Here is an 18996-nt window from a genome sequence, read left to right as displayed (position 1 = left end):
GGCCTCGAGCGACAGGCCCTTGAGGACGTCAGTATCGCCGAAGCGCTTGGTGATATTGCGCACTTCCAACGGGATCGAGTTAGCAGCCATGAAAAGGCTCCGGTAGGTGCAACACACGCCGGGGCCAAGCCCCGGCACGCTCCGCCAATCTCACTCGCCGAAGTACTTGGTCTGCAGCTGGTCAAAAGTGCCATTGGCCTTGACCTCGGCCATGGCGGCATCGAACTGCTCTGCCAGCTCCTGATCACGCTTGCGGAAAGCGGCACCGACGCCCGGGCCGTAGATCGACTCCGGCTCGGTGATCAGCTCGCCGCGGCGCTCGAACGCCTCCTCGCCCAGCAGGGCTTCCTGAGCCAGGGGGAAGGCGGTGAACACCAGATCCAGGCGCCCGGAGTGCATGTCGTTGATCACGCCGCCGGAATCGCTGTAGCGGCGAATATCGGCCTGGGGGTGGAACTGGGTGACGTAGCGGTCCTGAATGGTGCCCTGCTGCACGCCGACGGTGACATCGGCCAGATCGCCGGCCACGTCGACCTCGGCCTCCGCCTGACCGACCCACACCGAGGGCACCTGGTAGTAGGGCTCGGAGAAGAGGACCTGGCGGGCACGGTCCTCGGTGATGTTCATCGCCGAGGCGATGAAGTCATACTTGCGCGCCAGCAGCCCGGGAATGATGCCGTCCCACCCCTGCTTGACCCATTCGCACTCACGCTGCATCTCGACGCAGACGGCATCGATCAGCTCGACCTCGAAGCCGGTGATGGTGCCGTCAGGCTCCTGATACTGGTAGGGCATATAGGGAACATCCACGGCGATCCGCAGCGGCCCCTCATTCGCCATGGCCGGGGTAGCGACAAGCGCCGCCGCAATCAGTAGACCGAAGGAGTTGGAAATACGCATGGCAATTCACCTCTTGTGCTTGTGTGATGAAGCGTGTGATGCAGTGATAGGCACCACCAGATATCCGGCGACGCCGCATCCCGTCACAACGACGGAAACGAACTCAGGAGGAAGGCGGCGCGGGTGAGGCCGCCAGTTCCCCCAGGGTGATCGAGTGCAGTGGCGGGCGAACCCGGTAATAGCCCACGGCGCTCATGGAAGCATCCTGATGGCTGGCCAGCAGACGGCTGACGCTCTCACCGCACAGGCGTCCCTGACACGGCCCCATGCCGCAGCGCGTAAAGGCCTTGAGCTGGCCGGGTCCGGCGGCACCCTGCCCCATGGCGGCATTGATCTCACCGAGCGATACGGATTCGCAGCGACACACCAGGGTCTTCTCGGGCTGGGCGGCAAGCCAGCCTTCCGGTGCCCGGAACAGCGCATCCAGCAGCTTGCGAGCACCCAGGTCACGCGCCCGAGCGCGCCGTAGCGAAGCACACTCCTCGCCGACGCTCTCACCCTGAGCCTCGAGAATCGACAGGCCCGCGAGATGCCCCTCGCGCTCGGCGTTGATCGCCCCACCGATACCGGCACCGTCGCCGGCCAGCCACAGGCCCGGGCCGGCGGACAGCGAATCGGCATCGCGCTCGGGCACGAAGGCCTGCTGGCCCGCATGCCAGGCGAAGCCGAGCCCCAGCCCGCGCCCCAGCTGAGGCTCCGGCACCACACCGAAGTGGGCCAGCAGCAGCGGCGTCTCGACGCGCTGCCAGCGACCGGCCAGGCGATAGCTCACGGCCTCAAGATGCCCCTCACCCTCGGCCTCCAGGGCGTCGAAACCCTGCTTGATCGTGACCCCGGCGCGGCGCAGCGCGCCCATCATCCTGAGCCCCTTGAGCAGATAGTGGCGGGCGTGCCAGGTGCCCAGCGGATGGCGCAGCAACTCGGAATAACGCGAGCGCGGGGCGGCGTCCAGCACCAGCCTTGGCGGACAACCGGCGCGCAGGTACTGCCAGGCCAGCAGATAAAGCAAGGGGCCGGTGCCGACCAGCACCGGTGGCGCATCGGGTACCAGGGCACCCTGCTTGAGCAGGATCTGACCGGCCCCGGCCTGCATCACCCCCGGCAACTGCCAGCCCGGGAAGGGCCAGCCACGCTCCATGGCGCCGCCGGCGACGACCAGCTGGCGTACCTGCCAGAGCTCGCTTTTGCCATTCGCCAGCACGCCGAGGGTGGTGCCCTGCCCCTCGCGCTCGGCCCACCACACCCGGCTGCCCGGCCGGTAATCGATACGCGAATGTGCGAAGCGCGCCAGCAGGGCCTGGCCCCGCAGATAGTCGGCGCCCATCACCGCCTCCCCCACCTGGGGAGCGGCGAGTTGACGATAGATCTGACCACCGGGGCTCTGCGCCAGATCAAAGACCACCGGCCTCTCGCCGGCCTCGGCCAGGCGGCTGGCGGCCGCCATGCCGGCCGGGCCAGCACCGATGATCGCCACCTCGGCGTGGCGCACCCGCGTCTCGCTCATAAGGCTCTCCACTGACGCTCGATCCGCATTCCCTCGGCCACCGGCACCAGGCAGCCCTGGCGATTGGGTTCACCATCGACGGTGATCAGGCACTCATGGCACACGCCCATCATGCACAGCGGCGCACGGTTGCTGCCGTCGACATGCCGGCGATAGCCCGCGGCGCCTTCGAGCCACAGCAACGCCGCCGCCACGCTGAGGGTATTCGGCACACGGTGGGAGTGGCCCTCCAGCCAGATCGTCACCTCTCCGGTGGAGGCCGCGCTATCCAGTTGCTTGAACATCGAAACGCGCTCCTGAAAAGTCGCCATAGGCCGCTTCCAGCCGATCATTGTCGATGGCCTCGGCGAGTTCCTCGGCATGGAAGGCCGCCAGGGTGATGCCGCTGTGACAGCTCAGGTTGTAGGCCCCGGGGAAGCGGCGCGAGGCCTCGTAGACCGGGTTACCATCCGGGGTCATCACGCGCAGCGCCCCCCAGGTGCGCACCAGTCGAGCCCGAGCCAGGTCGGGGTAGATCTGCACCGCGCGCTCCCCCAGCTGGTGAATGGTCTCGAGCGTCACCCCGGTGTCGTCGCCGACCTCCTCCAGCACGTCGCCGATCAGGTAACCGCCACTGGCGGTCTGACGAATCTGCGGGCTCGGTAGCCGTCCGCCCTGGGGCAGCCGCTCGGTCACCAGCACCTGGCCACGCACCGGGCGAACGCGCCCGCTGAGCCCCAGCGCAGGCGCCAGCTGCCGCCCTCCCAGGCCGGCGGCCAGAATCAGCCTTTCCGATGTGAAGGTTCCCCCGGGGGTACGCACCGTGAAGCCGGCGCCCGTGGCCTCGATCGCGCTGGCCGGAGTGGCGGGCCGGTAGTCGACCCCCAGCGACTGGCAGGCAGCATAGAGGGCACGCAGCAGGGAGAGCGGGTTGCAGTGACCATCGTGGGGCGACCAGGTGCCACCGTGGACCCTCTCGCCAAGCCCCGGCAGATGCTCCAGCAGCGCCTCCCGGTCGAGATAGGACCAGCGCACCGCTTCAAGGGCCGGCGTGGAGGCGTACAGCGCCCGATACTCCGCCTGAAGGGCCTCGGCCTGTTCGGCATCGAAGCACAGGTCCACACCGCCGCGCCGCTCATACTCGAGGTCGATTCCGGTGCGCGCGGTAAGCTCCTCGGCGAATTCGGGCCAGACCTCGCTCGAGTGCAGCGAGAGTTCGGCATAGCGCGGCATGCCACTCCCCTTGCCCTGCACCCAGACCAGGCCAGCATTGCCACGGGACGCACGCAGCGAGCCGTCATGCTCATCGAGTACGGCAACGCGCCGCCCACGACGGGCCAGCCCATAGGCCGCCGCCATGCCAACCACGCCTCCACCGATGATGAGAAAATCCTGAGGCATCACCCATGCTCCGTCAGTGCCATATCTCGACGATAGGCCAGCCATCCCATACGATCTAATACCAATACCTGCCCACTCGATATGGAATTGTTATGGAAACGCCACGTCTCAGCGACCGTCAGCTGCAAGCCTTCCAGCACGTGATGGATTGCGGCAGCGTTTCCGGCGCGGCACGCCGCATGCTGATCGCCCAGCCCGGGGTCTCTCGGCTATTGAAGCAGCTCGAGCATGATGTGGGCTTCACGCTGTTCGAACGCCGCCGGGGGCGGCTGGTGCCCACCCCCGAAGCGCGGCTCTTTCATCGTGAGCTACTCCGGGTATGGAGCGGGCTGGAGGGGTTGCGCGCCACCGCCCGACGCATCAAGGAGCGCGAAACCGGAGGGCTGCGCATCAGCGCCATGCCGCTGCTCGGCATGGGCTTCCTGCCCGATGTGCTGGCGGACTTCACACCGCGCCATGGCGAGGCCCTGGTCGAGCTCGCCACCTTCCGCTCCGAGCAGGTGGTGGAGGATATCGTGACCCAGCGCGCCGACCTTGGCTTTGCCATGCTGGGTGGCGGCGACGAGCGTATAGAGAGCGAGGCCTTCAGCCTCGGCAACGTCTGCCTGCTGCCCGCCGACCACCCACTGGCGGCGCAGTCGAGCATCAGCCCCGACGACCTGCATGACCAGCCACTGATCTGTTATGAGCCCCAGGACCCCACCCGACAGGCCCTGGACCGGCTTCTCGAGGCCGCCGGTGTGCGCCCCCGCCGCCACCTGCAGGTATCGCTGGCCCTGCAGGCTGCCCGCCTGGTGACACAAGGCGCCGGCATCACGGTGATCGACCCGCTGAACGCCCGGGTGTTCGCCGATGAGCGTCTGGCGATTCGCCCCTTCGCCGCCGAGCTCGACGACACCTTCTATCTATTGACGCCCCGAGAGCAGCCCCTCTCCCGCCTCGCCCAGGACTTTATCGGCGTGTTTCGAGCACAGTTCGCACGCGTCCTCGATCAACCAGCGGAACCACTGAATTGAAATAACTTTCTGTTAAAAAAGGAAAAAATCTCCCGTCATTTGATTTACCTCAGGGGCGATGCTAGATTTCGAGCGCAGGCGGAAACCGTGGCCTGCACTGGGAACTCCTCTTTCTCAGTTCGTTATCAACCGGGACGGGCCGGCTCTTTATTCCAGTAAAGGGTCAAACAGGGCCCAGTGGAGTTTCAGTTGATATCCCTACCCCCCATCAAGCGCCGCCTTCTCTACGTCTTCCTCTTTGAGGTCTTCGGCATCCTGTTCTCGACGCTGATCCTGATGACGTTGAGCGATGGCGATGCTCAGCAATCCCTGCCGGTTGCCATCATGGTCTCCATCGCCGCGGTGATATGGAACTTCATCTACAACACCGGCTTCGAGTTCTGGGAATTTCGCAAGCAGATCGGCGTGCGAACCTTCAAGGTACGCAGTCTTCATGCCTTCGGCTTCGAGGCGGGTCTCTTCCTGATCTGCCTACCGCTCTATATGGTGTGGTACGACGTAGGCGTATGGACCGCCGCGACGATGGAAGCCGCAATCATGGTGTTCTTCCTGGTCTATACCTTCCTCTTTACGCTGCTTTTCGACCGAGTGTTTCCCCGCCCTGGCTTCGACGCCGTGGACTGTGCATGACGCAATAACCACAACAAGCATGGTGTTGCCACCCCTCTATACTGTATAAAATAACAGTACCAAGAGGAGGCTCCCGATGACCATCGACACCCTGATTCCCGCCCACCCGACGCCGCCCGCCCTGGCGCTGCCCCATCCCCTGGCGCTGACGCGGGCCGGCGTCTCCGGCTTTCCGAGCCCCGCCCAGGACTACGAGGGGCGTACCCTGGACCTCAATGAGCGGCTGGTGAAGCGCCCCTCGGCCAGCTTCTTCATGACCGTGACCGGCGACAGCATGGACCCGCTGGGCATCCACGACGGCGACCTGCTGCTGATCGACCGCTCCATCGAGCCGCGACCGGGGCACATCCTGGTGGCCCTGGTGGAGGGCGAGATCACGGTAAAGCGCTACCAGCTGAAGGGCCGCCAGCCCTACCTCTGCTCCGCCAACCCGGCCTACCCGCCGATCCCGCTCGAGGACCTCGACTGCCAGGTGTGGGGCGTGGTGCGTTCGGTCATCCACGAATATCCGGTGTAGCCATGATCGGTCTGATCGACTGCAACAACTTCTATGTCAGCTGCGAGCGGGTCTTCCAGCCTCGGCTGGAGGGACTACCGGTGGGCGTGCTCTCGAACAACGATGGCTGCGTGATCGCTCGCTCCAACGAGCTCAAGGCGCTGGGGATAGAGATGGGCACCCCGGCCTTCGAGCTGAAGGGGCTACTGCGCCAGGGGCGCATCCGGCTGCTCTCCTCCAACTACGAGCTGTATGGCGATATGTCCGCCCGGGTGCAGGCCGTGCTGGAGGAGTTCTCCGCCGGGGTGGAGCCCTACTCGATCGACGAGATGTTCGTGCGCTTCGACGGCTTCGCGCAGAAGCAGCTGCTGAGCCACTGCCGCGAGCTCCACTACAAGGTGCGCCGCTTCACCGGCATCCCGGTGAGTGTCGGCGTGGCACCGACGCGAACCCTGGCCAAGCTGGCCAATCGGGCAGCCAAGAAGGTGCCCGGCTACCGGGGTGTCTGCGTGCTCTCGGCGGGCAGCGCCGAAACGGCGGGTCTCCTGCAGCGAACCGAGCTGGGCGATGTATGGGGCGTGGGCCGCCGTCTGGTGGAGCGGCTGGCATTGATGGATATCCGCACGGCCTGGGATCTGGCCCAGGCCGACCCCAAGGCGATTCGCCGGCGCTTCTCGGTGACCCTGGAGCGCACCGCCCTGGAGCTGCGCGGCGTGCCCTGTACCGAGATGAACGACGCCGACGAGCCCCGTCAGCGCATCATGACCTCGCGCTCCTTCGGCAGGCTGACCGACAACCGCGACGAGATCCACGAGGCGCTGCGCCAGTTCGGCCAGCGCGGTGCCGAGAAGCTGCGCGCCCAGGATAGCCTGGCCCGGGCCGTCTACGTCTTCCTGAAGACCAACCGCCACCGGCAGGACCTGCCGCAGTATTCGCCCGGCGCCGTGGTCGAGCTGGCACGCCCCACCGATGACAGCCGCGAGATCCTGCATGCGGTCGGCCAGGCCTTCGCCGCCATCTACCGGCCGCACTACCGCTTCATGAAGGCCGGGGTGATGCTGATCGACCTGATCGACGCCGATCGGCAGCAGATGTCGCTGCTGGAGTCGCCCCAGAGTGCCGCGGAGCGCGAGCGCAGCGAGAAGTTGATGGCGACCCTGGATGCCCTTAACCAGCGCATGGGCCGCGGCACCGTCAAGCTCGGAATGCCCTCCCCCAGCGCCGCCTGGCACCTGCGCTGCGCCAACCGCTCACCCCGCTGGACGACGCGCTGGAAGGAGCTGCCGACGATCACAACGCGCCGAGAGACTCGATCAGTGAAGGGGCCTCCTCCACCGGGCGATTGACCCAGGGCTCACGACCAGGGTCCACCGGCCACACTCGCCACCGACAGGCCCACGCCGTAACACTCCGTTACACAAAAAGTGGAACTCGTTCGAGCTCCCCATGACCAACGGTGTACGGCAACATGAGACATCGCCGAACCGGGTCCGCATCGGCGGGCCTGACATAAGGAAAGGAAAAAGGAGTCATTACATGCTGTATGGAAAGCCTCTCCTGCGTCACGCCACTCTGAGCACCCTGGTCGCTGGCGGCCTGCTGCTATCCGCATCGGCCATGGCGGAGCCTCAGGGCCTCTACTCAAGCGATGAACTGCTCGACGCCGATGTCTACACCGCGGCCGATAGCCGAGAAATCGGTGAGGTCGAGGATATCCTGCTGGATAACGACATGAAGGTGCGCGCCCTGGTGATCGATACCGGGGAACTGCTCGATATCGACGACGACCAGGAGTTCGTGATCGAGGCAGGCCGATTCAGCGTGGAAACTCATAACGGCGACGACCTCGACGACATCGAGTACCGCGTGATCGTCGACATGAATGACGCCCAGATCAGCCAGCAGCCGACCTATGATAACGACTGGTGGCAAGACGCTCGCCAGGGCGCCCACGAGGCCTGGGAGCAAACCAAGGACGGCGCAGCCAGCGCCTGGGACACCACTCAGGAAGGGGCCTCACGTGCCCTGGACAGCATCGGCGAGGCACTGGAGAACGTCGGCAAGAAGACCCAGGATGCCGCCGAGTAATCGGCATATGCGGCTCCCGCGCCTGACAGCATGAGGAGCTTTATGACGGTAAGGGCCCGGCCATTGGCCGGGCCCTTCTTATGTGGGTGCCTGCAAAAAGGCCGTTAGCCTAGCCGGCGAGTTCCCCTGCCACGATGTCCGCCCCGGCGCTCAACGCATTCATCTTGGCTCTGGCCACCTGGCGTGACAGTGGCGCCATGCCGCAGTTGGTGCTGGGATAGAGATTCTCGGCATCGACAAACTGGAGCGCCTTGCGCAGGGTATCGGCTACCTCTTCCGGTGTTTCGATGGTGTTGGTGGCGACGTCAATCGCGCCCACCATCACCTTCTTGCCACGGATCAGCTCGATCAGCTCCATGGGAACGCGAGAGTTCTGGCACTCCAGAGAGACGATATCGATATTGGATTTCTGCAGCTTGGGGAATACCTCCTCGTATTGCCGCCACTCGCTGCCGAGGGTGCTTTTCCAGTCGGTATTCGCCTTGATGCCATAGCCGTAACAGATGTGTACGGCCGTCTCGCACTTCAGGCCCTCGATCGCCTTCTCCAGCGTGGCGATGCCCCAGTCGTTCACCTCATCGAAGAAGACATTGAAGGCGGGCTCATCGAACTGGATGATATCGACACCCGCCGCCTCCAGTTCGCGCGCCTCCTGGTTCAGGATCTTGGCGAACTCCCACGCCAGCTTTTCACGACTCTGGTAGTGACCATCGTAGAGGGTGTCGATCATGGTCATGGGCCCAGGCAGCGCCCACTTGATGGGTTGCGTGGTTTGCTGGCGCAAGAACCTGGCGTCATCCACGAAAACGGGCTTCTGACGGGATACCTCACCGACCACCGAGGGGACGCTGGCATCATAGCGGTCGCGAATTCTGACGGTTTGGCGCTTGTCGAAGTCGACGCCATTGAGGTTCTCAATAAACGTCGTGACAAAGTGCTGACGCGACTGCTCGCCATCACTGACGATATCGATGCCCGCCTGCTGCTGCTCATGCAGTGCCAGGCGCAACGCGTCCTGCTTGCCTTCCGCCAGCCCCTCATCCTGCAACTTCCAGGGTGACCACAGCACCTCCGGCTCTGCAAGCCAGGAGGGCTTGGGAAGACTGCCGGCCGTCGAAGTGGGTAACAGCTTTGCCATGATGGAAGATCTCGTGATGGATGGATCAAAGAGCGTAGTTGGCGGACCATTGCTCGAGTATATTTCGGTAGGGTTTGATGAAGTTCTCCTCAACAAACTTCCCCTGCTCAGCCGCTAGCCGGCTACGCTCCTCTCTGTCATAGACGATGCGGGTCAGTGAGTAGTCCTGCTGCTTCAAGCTCGGCTGGTAGGCCTTCCCCGCCGCAGAATTGGCATTGTAGATTTCCGGGCGATAGATCTTCTGGAACGTGTCCATGGTGCTGATGGTACTAATAAGCTCAAGATTGGTGTAATCACCAAGCAAGTCACCCTGAAAATAGAAGGCCAGAGGCGCAACGCTGCCAGGAGGCATGAAGTAGCGAACCTTCATCCCCATCTTGCTGAAATAATCGTCGGTCAGTGAGTGTTCTTTCTGAACATATTCAACGCCCAGCACGGGGTGATGGTTCTCGGTGCGGTGATATGTCTTGTTGCTGGAAACACTGATACAAATGACAGGAGGCTTCTTGAAATACGTCTTGTACGTATCCGAGTTGACGAACGCCTTGAACAGGCTGCCGTGCAGAACACCAAAGTCACTCGGAACACTGAACTCCTTCTGATCCCTGTTGTGCTCCTTGAGCACTACACTGAAGTCGTAATCTCGCACGTAAGAAGAAAAATTGTTTCCGGCGACGCCTTCAATTCGTTCACCGTACTTTTTATCGACAACGGTTGTCTTCAAGATTTCAATGATCGGCAGCGCGCTATCACCGGAGGCGGCATCGACGGTCATCTCAACAGAAATGATGTCAAGCTCGACGGCATAGCGATCACCCTTCGGGTTATCCCAATCGGCCAAGGCATTGAAGCGATTGTCGATCATCCTCAGGGTATTGCGCAGATTCTCCTTACGCTGCTCCCCTCTGGCCAAATTGGCAAAGTTGGTCGTGATACGGGTATTGTCCGATGGCCGATAGTTCTCATCGAATCGAATACGCTTGACGGTGAATGCAAAATCCTTATTCATTTAGACTTGCCATCCTGCTTCCTGAGACATGAACCCAAGGCATCTCTCTATTGATCGATATTCGAGATGACGCCCTGGGTCGTCGCCATTCGAGCTCGTCAGGTCCGATATAGCGGGCCGAGGTGGCGGTCACTGCCCAGCGGGAACGCCACTGACGAAGCGATGGAGGGATTATCGAAACCATCGCCTATTGAAGCAAGCTGAAGAAACTCATGACGAACATCAATATCATTCATGTTCGAGTATGCCGACCGACGCTTCACCGCTGCGATCGGCCGGCACAAGGGCCTCGGGAGGGTCGAGGTCGGTGGCCAGAGCGGCCCGTTGAGACTAGATGCCGGCCAGGCGGCCGGCATCCATGCTCAGGGAGTCTTGGGGGGCTGGCTCCAGAGGTTTGCTCTCGGGGGAGATTATCCTTGCGAGGAGGCCGCCCACAGGTTGATGCCGCCATCGACCGCATGCCGATCGATCTCGGCGAGCTCTTCATCGCTGAAGTCCGGGGTCTCGAGGGCACCCAGGCTTTCAAGCAGCTGCTCCGGGCGGCTCGCGCCGATCAGCGCCGAGGTCACGCGACCGCGGCGCAGCACCCAGGCGATGGCCATCTGCGCCAGGCTCTGGCCGCGGCGTTCGGCGATCTCGTTAAGCGCCTGCACCCGAGCCAGATTCTCGGGCGAGAGGTGCCCCTCTTTCAGGCTCTGGCCCAAGGCGGCACGGCTATCCTCAGGCACGCCCTGCAGGTACTTGCCGGTCAACAGCCCCTGAGCCAGCGGCGAGAAGACGATCGAGCCGACGCCCAGCTCATCAAGGGTCTCCAGCAGGCCATCGGTCTCGACCCAGCGGTTGAGCATAGAGTAGCTCGGCTGGTGGATCAGGCAGGGGGAGCCCAGCGAGCGCAGAATCTCGACCGCCTCCCGGGTGCGCTGGGCACTGTAGGAAGAGATGCCGACGTAGAGCGCCTTGCCCTGCCGCACTGCCTGGTCGAGCGCCATCATGGTCTCCTCCAGCGGCGTCTCGGGGTCGAAGCGGTGGGAATAGAAGATATCCACGTAGTCCACGCCGAGCCGCTCGAGGCTGCGATCCAGGCTGGAGAGCAGATACTTGCGGCTACCCCACTCACCGTAGGGCCCCGGATGCATCCAGTAGCCCGCCTTGGTGGAGATCACCAGCTCGTCACGGTGGCCGGCGAAATCACTGTTGAGGATACGGCCGAACAGCGACTCGGCGCTGCCCGGCGGCGGCCCGTAGTTATTGGCCAGGTCGAAGTGCGTAATGCCGTGATCGAAGGCGGTGCGGCAGATGGCCCGAGCATTCTCGGGGCTGGCGTTCTCGCCGAAGTTCTGCCACAGCCCCAGCGAGATGGCCGGCAGCTTCAGGCCGCTGCGCCCGCAGCGGTGATAGGGCATGCGCTCGTAGCGGTGTGCCGAGGGCGTATAGCTCATGGTGTGCCACTCCTCGAAGGTCGCGTCTCTCCCTGACCGCCGGCAGAACCGGGCCTGCGGCGGCCGCGTGACGCTCATTATGGGGGCTCTCAGTGCGACTGGCGATGCCAGGCGCAGGCAGGTAGGCCTTCAGCCGGGCGGCCTTACCCCACCCAGCATGGGTGGACACCGATCCAAGTGGTCTGGACTTCCCCGGCTCCTCTCGACCCTTCTGGCCTAAAAAGTGGGCATACATGGTAGATGCTTCTCCGCGTCAGCGATCTTTCGGGATTGCCCGCCTTTCGACATACTCCCTGACTGAGAGGTCTCCATCTTGTCAGCGACTTATTGCTTTGGAAACACCCTCTTGATGACGCTACGCATTGGTAAACTATCTGCCAATTAACTCCGGCATGGAATACAAAAAACTGCCAACTCTTACATATCGCAAAGAAACTATTATTACTTTAAAAAAACAAAGCTCTTGAAACTCAAAAGCATCACATATAACCTTTAATATGGCTCCATATTCTTTCTTACCGCACTGATTAAAGATACACCTCTGCGGTCAATCGATAAAGCATCACATACACGAGGAGAAGCAACATGAGAAAGATAGAGTTTAATGCTCGCAAGTACATGCTAGCGTCCATAGTATCTATAGCTTGTTTTGTGACTTTAGCTGGCGCAAGTACAGCAGGCGAGCTTACTGGCCAGGAAGAAATGAAACGCCCAATATTGATACAGGGGCCAATGCCAATTGAAGCAGAGGAATTTGCTAGCCGCCTGAAAGATGTCGAAGTAGAAGAGTCAGGCTCAACCTTTGAATTTTACATTGGCACGGTAGATGACTACCCCGTCATTGTTTCAAAGACAGGGAAAGGCATGGAAAACACAGCAGCAGCGACTGCTGTTGCGATTTTAAAATACAACCCTGCTGCCATTATCAATCAAGGCACATCTGGCGGCCATGACCCAGATCTCAACGTTTTCGACATTGTCCTGGGTGAGCGCACGGTTAATATCGGCTCTATGAAAACAGGGGATCGTGCGGAAGGTGAAGGTATTGTAGCGACAGACTGGAAGCCGATGGACGTTATGGCATCTGAAGGCAGTGCCGGTGAAGACCCGAATGCTGAGAAGGCTCGTTACTACGATGCGGATCCGGACCTTTTAGCCGCGGCCAGAAAAGTAAAGGACAGCTACACAAAAGGCAAAATAGTGGAAGGGACTATTGGCTCAGCTGATCTATGGAATAATGAAGTAGATCGTATCAACTGGTTCCATGAAAATTACGGCACATCAGTCGAAGAAATGGAATCCGCGTCATCTGCGATGATTTCAAAGGCCTACGATGTACCGTTTCTGGCAATTCGTATCTTGTCGAACAACAAGACAAACAATGGTGCCTACAACCCAGAAACAGCAGCCGCGAACCAGGAATATGTCTATGAGGTGGTTCGGGAGTACATTTCATTCCTGAAGAGCAAGTAAGCATTTAGCCACCGACGTCATGGCTAGATACGTTAGGATGATCCGAGACTTGGTAGTTGCGAGGACTACCAAGTCTCGGATTTATTGATTCATGGAGTAGCACCAACATGAAGTGCCCCCCAGAGCTGCGCAGGGTATAGTGCAGTCATCGGGAGGACAGGATGAGCGACGACAAAAGCCTGTTCTTCAGCAGCCGGCACTACATGGGTACTGTTGAGGGCCTATGGGCTGACGCAGGAGTTCACGCCGCCGTATACTCTAAAACAGAACGGACTTGTCGAGCGCTTCTTCTGCTCCTTGAAGGAGGAGAGCATCTGGCTCCATCACTTCGAGTCAGCCAGGGTAGTGATCGACCGCTGGATCCGATACTACAACGAAGAGCGGCCACATCAGTCTCTCGATTATGTGGCACCCCGGGCACACCCAGCATTAGTTGCGTAGGGTGTGAAGAAACTAGGGGGTCATTACATCGAGTCAGCCAGGGTGGTGATCGATCGATTGATCCGATACTACAACGAAGAGCGGTCACATCAGTCTCTGGACAATGAGGCACCCCGAGCACACCCAGCATTAGTTGCGTAGGGTGTGCGGAAACCAGGGGGTCATTACAGTAGATGGTCGTTATGCCGGTAACAAACTTAATCGACTTGTTAACTGGATTGCTTCACCACAGACACTAGGCCATCAATAAAAGATCTGAGAGCCACGGTGTTATCGAACTCGAATGCCCACCCAAAATGGCATTCGGTTTTGCCATTGTGCTTCTCGGACGGAAACCGTGTCATATCAGCGTTGTGGTAGAAGGGATCTTTAGGGCGCACCCCCTCTATTTCGCAAAGTTCAGGTGCCGCTTGGTGAAAAGCCGGACGAACAATAATTTGAGGGCATCGATTCTCCACATGCACGTAAAACGGCTCTTTCGTTCCCGGCAGCATGTACTCCGTTACCTTCTTCACTTGATGGACAGTGCGGCACCCTAACTCTTTCAGCGTACCCTCCATATCTGAATGACTTACTGTCAATTCTCATCTCCTTGATTACAGTTAACGCATTTGTTCAGCGGCGACCTTTTTCAGCTAAGCGAAAAAAAGGGCGTCCGAGGCAGGGCCCTGAGGCCCGGAACAAACTGCAAAAGCTTGTTAAGTATGGCCATGCTCGATTAACAAATCTGTAAACTTATCCAAGATGCTCTTGAGTTCGTCTAAACCCAATTCTGCCTGCCATGTTTTTTTGCCTGACCGACAGTTCCAGACTCTAAGGCATCTTATCTTACCCTCAGAGTCACTCAGAAACTCTAAGTTGAAATGGGCTATCGCGTTACGAAGATACCGAATCATCTGTTGCAGATTTTCGACCTGCGGAAAATGACCCGTTACCTTTGGAATCGCCCACCCCTCCGCTTCCAATTGATCTATAGGAGTTTTCGGTATTGAGTCCATGAACCTTTGTTGAGGCAGTATTAGCAGCCCCAAACAACTATTAATCAGCTGTGTGATCTCATAGCCGTGCCCGAAGTTATTTTTACTTTTCTCAACAATTTCGAGATTTACCCTAGTCCTTCGAGCAAAATCTCTCACTACATTCTCGTAATCCATATGAATACTTAACACCTCAATCATCCGCCGCATCAGCGGTCGGCTGAGCTGTCTTGTTAGCACTCTCATTCTGTGACATTGATTGACTAACCTCAGGCGGCTCGATCTGCGGATCTATAAAGCTTGTATATATCGCAAATGCAAACCCAGCAAGTCCAACAAAAAAACCACCAATAGTGTAATACTTCTGATGCTTCTGCTCTTTCTTATTTATGTTGAGAAGGTCTTTAATCTGAGATGTCAACGGCTCTAACAGGTGCTCATTACCATCTATTTGATCTCTCAACCTCTCCAGGTGAATTCGAACTTCGTTTGGCAGCCCCTCAAAAGGCTCATCTTTCCGATATTGGTCAATATAGTTCTTTATCAACTCTTTATGAGAAGATAGATCATCTTCACTGCCTGCCATAATATCGCGATAGTATTTTCTTATTGTATAGTGGATTTTAGACTGCGTTAGCCCTCTTGTAGAGGCGATTTCTTTTACATCCTCCCACGTTGGCTGACTATGCTTAACAGCATCCTTAAAATCCTTCGAGAATTTTTTTATCTGTCTCATCTCAAAGATATCTTCGATGATGGTGACAAAAGCCCAAGAAACAAAGACAAAAGCTCCGATCACTCCAATTAAGATCAAAACAACATACACCCAATCAAACACTTACTATCTCCTTTGTGTGCTAACAGACATCAGCGCGCTTCCCTGCTTGAACGCGCATGCGCGTTCAACAATCTTATGCTGCACGCTCGAAAAAGCTATATCCTATTGAATTCCTTATGTATTAAACATAGCTTGGCAGCATACCACGTATTATCGTGCATGCTGCATATTCCCAATGAACGTGCCAGCTGCCTTTTCTGGCATGGCGGCTTCAGGTTGTTACCAGTCACTACAAGCCCCTTCCGTAAATTGCTACTCAGCACGCGAGTCACGACTCGACCTCCCCGCCAGCAACTTGAGGATCAACAGCGCAAACTGCCTGCCGGTCTCTTCGTCCTCCAACAGCGGCATGCTGAGCTTTTCGTGGTCGCTGAGGGCGTCGAGTACGGCGTCGGTGACCTTCTTCGGGAAGAGGCCGTGCATCACCTGATCTTGGCTGTGGTTACGCACCTGGGCCATCACCGCTTCGTCACGCTCGATGCGATCGGCGATGCCGTTGGCGAAGTGCAGCTTGTCGTCGTCGCTGACCTCGGCGCCGTAGAGGTCGTTGAGCCGGTCGATGATCTCGTTAAGTCGCTGCTTTTCGGGATCGTGGGGCTTGCCTGAGCCCACCTCGCTGACCGGGGTGAGGCCGTAGTCGCCCTCGGCCTCTTCCAGGCGCAGGCGCTTCTCCTCGCGCTTGGTGAGGCGATAGTGGGTCAGCTCCAGCTCGCTGACGTCGATGCTCTCCTCCTCGAGCAGACGGTCGATGCGCAGCAGCGGGGTGAGGTGGCGGGCGTAAACGCAAAGCTGCTCCAGCTCGGCGTCGTCGAAGGTGACGATCTGGCTGAGGAATTCGTAGGTGCGTACGAAGCTGGCGAGGTTTTTGCGGAACAGGTCGAGCTCGTCCTGGGCGGTGCCGGCCTCCTTGAGCTCCTGCTCGGCGCGCTTGAGGCCCTTGTCGTCGCCATTCTGCTCGGCGACGCGACGCGCCTCCTTCCAGGTCTGCAGATGTTCGAGGAGCGCTTGATACTTCTGCTTGAAGCGGTCCTGGGCGGGGCGGCAGTAGTAGCTGAGGCTCGATGCCGGGGACTTGGGATCGAAGAAGGCCTTGGCGAAGCCCTCCACCTCGGGCCACTGGTAGATACCGCTGGCATCCAGGCTACGCTGCAGGTCGTAGACCACCTGGGGGTCGGAGACATCGGCCAGCTCCGCCTTGCGGTAGTAGGGCGCGAAGGCGTCGAGGATCTCCTGCTCGTCGTTGTAGAAATCGAGGATGAAGGTCCGCTTGCCGGGGAACAGCCGGTTGAGCCGCGAGAGGGTCTGCACGCAGTCCACGCCCTGGAGCTTCTTGTCCACGTACATGGCGCACAGCTTGGGCTGGTCGAAGCCGGTCTGGAACTTGTTGGCGGCGATCATCACGTTGAAGTCGTCGGTGTCGAACGCCTCGGCCAGGTTGCGCCCCTTGAGCCCGGGGTTGAGCAGCTGGCTGGTCTCGGTGACTTCCTCGGGGATCACCTCGTCGGGCGGCACACTGCCGGAGAAGGCGACCATGGGGTGAACATCGTCATAGCCCTGCTCGGCGATGTAGTCGCGCATGGCCAGCTGATAGCGCACCGCTTCCTGGCGGCTGGCGGTGACCACCATCGCCTTGGCCTGGCCGTCGAGCAGGTGGCGCACGTTGTCGCGGTAGTGCTCGACGATCACCTCGACCCGCTGGGCAATGTTGTAGGGGTGCAGGCGCACCCACTTGGCCAGGGTGCGCGAGGCCTTCTTGGAATCGACCTCCTGCTCCTCGCCATCGGGGTGGGCGAGCTTCCAGGCGGTGCTGTAGGTGACGTAGTTGGTGAGCACATCGAGGATAAAGCCCTCCTCGATGGCCTGGCGCATGGAGTAGAGATGGAACGGCTCGGGCAGGTTGTCGCCACTGGCCGGCAGCTCGGGATCCGGCGCGCGCCCGAACAGCTCCAGGGTCTTGGCCTTGGGGGTGGCGGTAAAGGCGTAGTAGCTGATGCGCTCGCTGGGGCGGCGCGAGGCCACGGCGGCATCCAGCATCGCCTCGGCGCTTATTTCCAGCTCGCCGATGCCCTCGCGGTTTTCCAGCTCACCGTCGCTCTCGCTCCCACTATCGCCCTCTACGGTTTCGCCTGCGGCGGCCAGCAGTGCCTTGAGCTTGCTGGCCGAGCTGCCGGTCTGTGAGGAGTGCGCCTCGTCGGCGATCACCGCGTAGTTGCCCTCGGCGAGCTGGGGGCGCTTGTCCAGGGCGTCGAACAGCGCCGGGAAGGTCTGGATGGTGACGATGATGATGCGGGTGTTGCTGGCGAGTGCCTCGGCGAGCTGCTCCGACTTGCTCTGGTTGCCGACATCGCGGGTGATCGGGCACACCACGCCGTGGGCATGTTCGAACTGATAGATGGTGTCCTGCAGCTGACTGTCGAGCACCGTGCGGTCGGTGACCACGATCACCGAATTGAACAGCTTGGTGCCGTCCTCGGCGTAGAGGTTGGCCAGCTGGTGGGCGGCCCAAGCGATGGAGTTGGACTTACCGGAACCGGCACTGTGCTGCACCAGGTAACGCTGCCCCGGTCCCTCGGCCAGGGTGGTTTGCACCAGGCGATTGACCACCTCCCACTGGTGATAGCGCGGGAAGATCAGCGTCTCTTTATGGCCGCGCCGACCGTGGAAGTCCTCAAAGGGCTTCTTCTCCAGGTGCAGGAAGCGACCGAGCACCTTCAGCCAGGCATCCGGCGCGAACACCTCCTCCCACAGATAGCCGGTGGCGTAGCTGGCCTCGTCCGGCGCCGGCGGGTTACCCGCACCGCCCTCCTCCGTGCCGCGGTTGAAGGGCAGAAAGTAGGTATCCTTGCCAGCCAGCTTGGTGGTCATGGCCACCTCGTCCTGGCTCACCGCGAAATGGACCAGCGCACCGCGCTTGAAGGTGAGCAGCGGCTCGGGCTTGCGGGTGACGGGATCCTTGATCGGACGGTCCTGGCGGTACTGGCGCTTGGCGTTCTCCACCGTCTGCTTGAACTGACTCTTGAGCTCGAGCGTCGCAGTGGGGATGCCGTTGACGAACAGCACCAAATCGATGCGCGGGTTGTATTGCCCTTCCCGGGCGTGGGGCGAATAGGAGACCTCGGGCACCACCCGCAGGCGATTGGCGCGGTAACGGACCAGCGAGTCCGGGTTCATGCCGTGGTCGGGCTGGAAGCTGCACAGGTCGAACTTCACCCCCGGCACCTTGAAGCCGTGGCGCAGCACCTCCAGTGTGCCGGCCCGCTCCAGCTCGCGCACCACCTTCTGCACAAACACCCTTTCCGGTGCCTGGGGGTTGGCCTTGCAGAACTTCTCCCAGCGCTCGGGCCAGGCCTCGCGCACGTAGCCGAGAAGATCCTCGGTATAGAGCGCCGAGGCACGTTCAAAGCCACTGGCCGAGCCGGCCCTCCAGCCATGGGCCGTCATGGCCTCGATGATGTCCTGCTGAAAGCGAGCTTCCCTGCTATCCGCCATATTATCCCCTGCGTTTAGCGTAATTATGAGTAACAGCCTAGCGCTCTAGGGATGGAAGGAGAAGGCGACTTAGGGCGAGGCGTTACGCTCTCGGGTGCAATTGTCAACGTCATTGAAGGTTGTCCGGATTTCATCAATTCAGATTGTCCGGTTTTCATCAGTCTGAACTCATCGGTAC

19 protein-coding genes and 1 pseudogene are annotated in these 18996 nt (G+C 60.3%); 8 read left to right on the top strand and 12 right to left on the bottom strand.

All coding sequences use genetic code 11. The features are described from left to right. The 5 genes and pseudogenes from Q0894_RS15815 to Q0894_RS15655 form a co-directional block, all read right to left on the bottom strand. Positions 1-90, bottom strand: a pseudogene (locus Q0894_RS15815) (histidine/lysine/arginine/ornithine ABC transporter ATP-binding protein); the annotation flags it as partial. 60 nt (positions 91-150) lie between these two features. Continuing rightward, positions 151-900, bottom strand: coding sequence for a transporter substrate-binding domain-containing protein (locus tag Q0894_RS15670; RefSeq protein WP_299237090.1), 750 nt, complete (start codon positions 898-900; stop codon positions 151-153). Positions 901-1003: 103 nt separating this feature from the next. Next, the gene (locus Q0894_RS15665) at positions 1004-2404 is read right to left on the bottom strand and encodes an NAD(P)/FAD-dependent oxidoreductase (protein ID WP_299237088.1); all 1401 of its coding nucleotides are present in this window, start codon (positions 2402-2404) and stop codon (positions 1004-1006) included. Further along, positions 2401-2688 carry a (2Fe-2S)-binding protein gene (locus tag Q0894_RS15660; RefSeq protein WP_299237086.1) on the bottom strand — a complete coding sequence of 96 codons (288 nt, stop codon included), beginning with the start codon at positions 2686-2688 and terminating at the stop codon, positions 2401-2403. Before Q0894_RS15660 ends, Q0894_RS15665 begins: the two co-directional genes overlap by 4 nt. Next, on the bottom strand, positions 2669-3784 hold the full coding sequence (locus Q0894_RS15655) for an FAD-dependent oxidoreductase (RefSeq protein WP_299237084.1): 1116 nt from the start codon (positions 3782-3784) through the stop codon (positions 2669-2671). The genes Q0894_RS15660 and Q0894_RS15655 overlap by 20 nt, the downstream gene beginning before the upstream one ends. A 92-nt stretch (positions 3785-3876) precedes the next feature. On the opposite strand from Q0894_RS15655, the gene Q0894_RS15650 reads away from it, so the two are divergent. The 5 genes from Q0894_RS15650 to Q0894_RS15630 all read left to right on the top strand — a co-directional run bounded on the left by Q0894_RS15650 (position 3877) and on the right by Q0894_RS15630 (position 8014). Continuing rightward, positions 3877-4800, top strand: coding sequence for a LysR substrate-binding domain-containing protein (locus Q0894_RS15650; RefSeq protein ID WP_299237081.1), 924 nt, complete (start codon positions 3877-3879; stop codon positions 4798-4800). A gap of 189 nt (positions 4801-4989) precedes the next feature. Continuing rightward, complete coding sequence (locus tag Q0894_RS15645) at positions 4990-5430, top strand: PACE efflux transporter (RefSeq protein WP_299237079.1); 441 nt, start codon at positions 4990-4992, stop codon at positions 5428-5430. Between the two features lie 76 nt (positions 5431-5506). Next, the gene (umuD, locus tag Q0894_RS15640; protein WP_299237077.1) at positions 5507-5947 is read left to right on the top strand and encodes a translesion error-prone DNA polymerase V autoproteolytic subunit; all 441 of its coding nucleotides are present in this window, start codon (positions 5507-5509) and stop codon (positions 5945-5947) included. Between the two features lie 2 nt (positions 5948-5949). After that, on the top strand, positions 5950-7272 hold the full coding sequence (locus Q0894_RS15635; RefSeq protein ID WP_299237075.1) for a Y-family DNA polymerase: 1323 nt from the start codon (positions 5950-5952) through the stop codon (positions 7270-7272). 190 nt (positions 7273-7462) lie between these two features. Beyond that, complete coding sequence (locus Q0894_RS15630) at positions 7463-8014, top strand: PRC-barrel domain-containing protein (RefSeq protein WP_299237073.1); 552 nt, start codon at positions 7463-7465, stop codon at positions 8012-8014. Between the two features lie 109 nt (positions 8015-8123). Here Q0894_RS15630 and Q0894_RS15625 read toward each other — a convergent pair whose 3' ends face one another. From Q0894_RS15625 to mgrA, 3 genes are all read right to left on the bottom strand, one after another. Then, the gene (locus tag Q0894_RS15625; RefSeq protein ID WP_299237072.1) at positions 8124-9152 is read right to left on the bottom strand and encodes a methionine synthase; all 1029 of its coding nucleotides are present in this window, start codon (positions 9150-9152) and stop codon (positions 8124-8126) included. 25 nt (positions 9153-9177) lie between these two features. Beyond that, positions 9178-10161, bottom strand: a complete 984-nt coding sequence (locus Q0894_RS15620) for a DUF1852 domain-containing protein (RefSeq protein ID WP_299237070.1) — start codon at positions 10159-10161, stop codon at positions 9178-9180. Positions 10162-10571: 410 nt separating this feature from the next. Then, positions 10572-11600: an L-glyceraldehyde 3-phosphate reductase gene (mgrA, locus tag Q0894_RS15615; protein ID WP_299237068.1), complete on the bottom strand. Its 1029-nt coding sequence runs from the start codon at positions 11598-11600 to the stop codon at positions 10572-10574. Between the two features lie 585 nt (positions 11601-12185). Between mgrA and Q0894_RS15610 the strand changes: the two genes are divergently transcribed. From Q0894_RS15610 to Q0894_RS15805, 3 genes are all read left to right on the top strand, one after another. Beyond that, positions 12186-13073, top strand: coding sequence for a 5'-methylthioadenosine/S-adenosylhomocysteine nucleosidase (locus Q0894_RS15610; protein WP_299237066.1), 888 nt, complete (start codon positions 12186-12188; stop codon positions 13071-13073). A gap of 213 nt (positions 13074-13286) precedes the next feature. Beyond that, the gene (locus Q0894_RS15810; protein ID WP_366131041.1) at positions 13287-13514 is read left to right on the top strand and encodes a transposase; all 228 of its coding nucleotides are present in this window, start codon (positions 13287-13289) and stop codon (positions 13512-13514) included. Positions 13515-13517: 3 nt separating this feature from the next. Beyond that, positions 13518-13655, top strand: a complete 138-nt coding sequence (locus tag Q0894_RS15805; RefSeq protein WP_366131039.1) for an integrase core domain-containing protein — start codon at positions 13518-13520, stop codon at positions 13653-13655. A gap of 68 nt (positions 13656-13723) precedes the next feature. Here Q0894_RS15805 and Q0894_RS15605 read toward each other — a convergent pair whose 3' ends face one another. From Q0894_RS15605 to Q0894_RS15595, 4 genes are all read right to left on the bottom strand, one after another. Beyond that, on the bottom strand, positions 13724-14095 hold the full coding sequence (locus tag Q0894_RS15605; protein WP_299237064.1) for a hypothetical protein: 372 nt from the start codon (positions 14093-14095) through the stop codon (positions 13724-13726). Positions 14096-14212: 117 nt separating this feature from the next. Continuing rightward, complete coding sequence (locus Q0894_RS15800; RefSeq protein ID WP_366131037.1) at positions 14213-14668, bottom strand: HEPN family nuclease; 456 nt, start codon at positions 14666-14668, stop codon at positions 14213-14215. A 16-nt stretch (positions 14669-14684) separates the two neighbouring features. Beyond that, positions 14685-15329 carry a hypothetical protein gene (locus tag Q0894_RS15600; RefSeq protein WP_299237062.1) on the bottom strand — a complete coding sequence of 215 codons (645 nt, stop codon included), beginning with the start codon at positions 15327-15329 and terminating at the stop codon, positions 14685-14687. 252 nt (positions 15330-15581) lie between these two features. Then, a complete protein-coding gene (locus Q0894_RS15595; RefSeq protein WP_299237060.1) occupies positions 15582-18818 on the bottom strand; it encodes a type I restriction endonuclease in 3237 nt (1078 codons plus the stop codon). Between the last annotated feature and the right edge of the window lie 178 nt (positions 18819-18996).

Origin of the sequence: uncultured Halomonas sp., assembly GCF_947501415.1 — a bacterium.
Classification (GTDB): domain Bacteria; phylum Pseudomonadota; class Gammaproteobacteria; order Pseudomonadales; family Halomonadaceae; genus Halomonas.
Note: the sequence above shows the minus strand (reverse complement) of the source record. Positions and strands in the feature narration are given on the sequence as shown.

Bases quoted from the DNA above. Each gene is read 5' to 3' on its own strand.
- Q0894_RS15610 (WP_299237066.1), top strand. From the start codon at position 12,186: ATGAGAAAGATAGAGTTTAATGCTCGCAAGTACATGCTAGCGTCCATA.
- Q0894_RS15625 (WP_299237072.1), bottom strand. From the start codon at position 9,152: ATGGCAAAGCTGTTACCCACTTCGACGGCCGGCAGTCTTCCCAAGCCC.
- Q0894_RS15630 (WP_299237073.1), top strand. From the start codon at position 7,463: ATGCTGTATGGAAAGCCTCTCCTGCGTCACGCCACTCTGAGCACCCTG.
- Q0894_RS15665 (WP_299237088.1), bottom strand. From the start codon at position 2,404: ATGAGCGAGACGCGGGTGCGCCACGCCGAGGTGGCGATCATCGGTGCT.
- Q0894_RS15620 (WP_299237070.1), bottom strand. From the start codon at position 10,161: ATGAATAAGGATTTTGCATTCACCGTCAAGCGTATTCGATTCGATGAG.
- Q0894_RS15655 (WP_299237084.1), bottom strand. From the start codon at position 3,784: ATGCCTCAGGATTTTCTCATCATCGGTGGAGGCGTGGTTGGCATGGCG.
- Q0894_RS15670 (WP_299237090.1), bottom strand. From the start codon at position 900: ATGCGTATTTCCAACTCCTTCGGTCTACTGATTGCGGCGGCGCTTGTC.
- Q0894_RS15635 (WP_299237075.1), top strand. From the start codon at position 5,950: ATGATCGGTCTGATCGACTGCAACAACTTCTATGTCAGCTGCGAGCGG.
- Q0894_RS15650 (WP_299237081.1), top strand. From the start codon at position 3,877: ATGGAAACGCCACGTCTCAGCGACCGTCAGCTGCAAGCCTTCCAGCAC.
- mgrA (WP_299237068.1), bottom strand. From the start codon at position 11,600: ATGAGCTATACGCCCTCGGCACACCGCTACGAGCGCATGCCCTATCAC.
- Q0894_RS15660 (WP_299237086.1), bottom strand. From the start codon at position 2,688: ATGTTCAAGCAACTGGATAGCGCGGCCTCCACCGGAGAGGTGACGATC.
- Q0894_RS15800 (WP_366131037.1), bottom strand. From the start codon at position 14,668: ATGGATTACGAGAATGTAGTGAGAGATTTTGCTCGAAGGACTAGGGTA.
- umuD (WP_299237077.1), top strand. From the start codon at position 5,507: ATGACCATCGACACCCTGATTCCCGCCCACCCGACGCCGCCCGCCCTG.
- Q0894_RS15595 (WP_299237060.1), bottom strand. From the start codon at position 18,818: ATGGCGGATAGCAGGGAAGCTCGCTTTCAGCAGGACATCATCGAGGCC.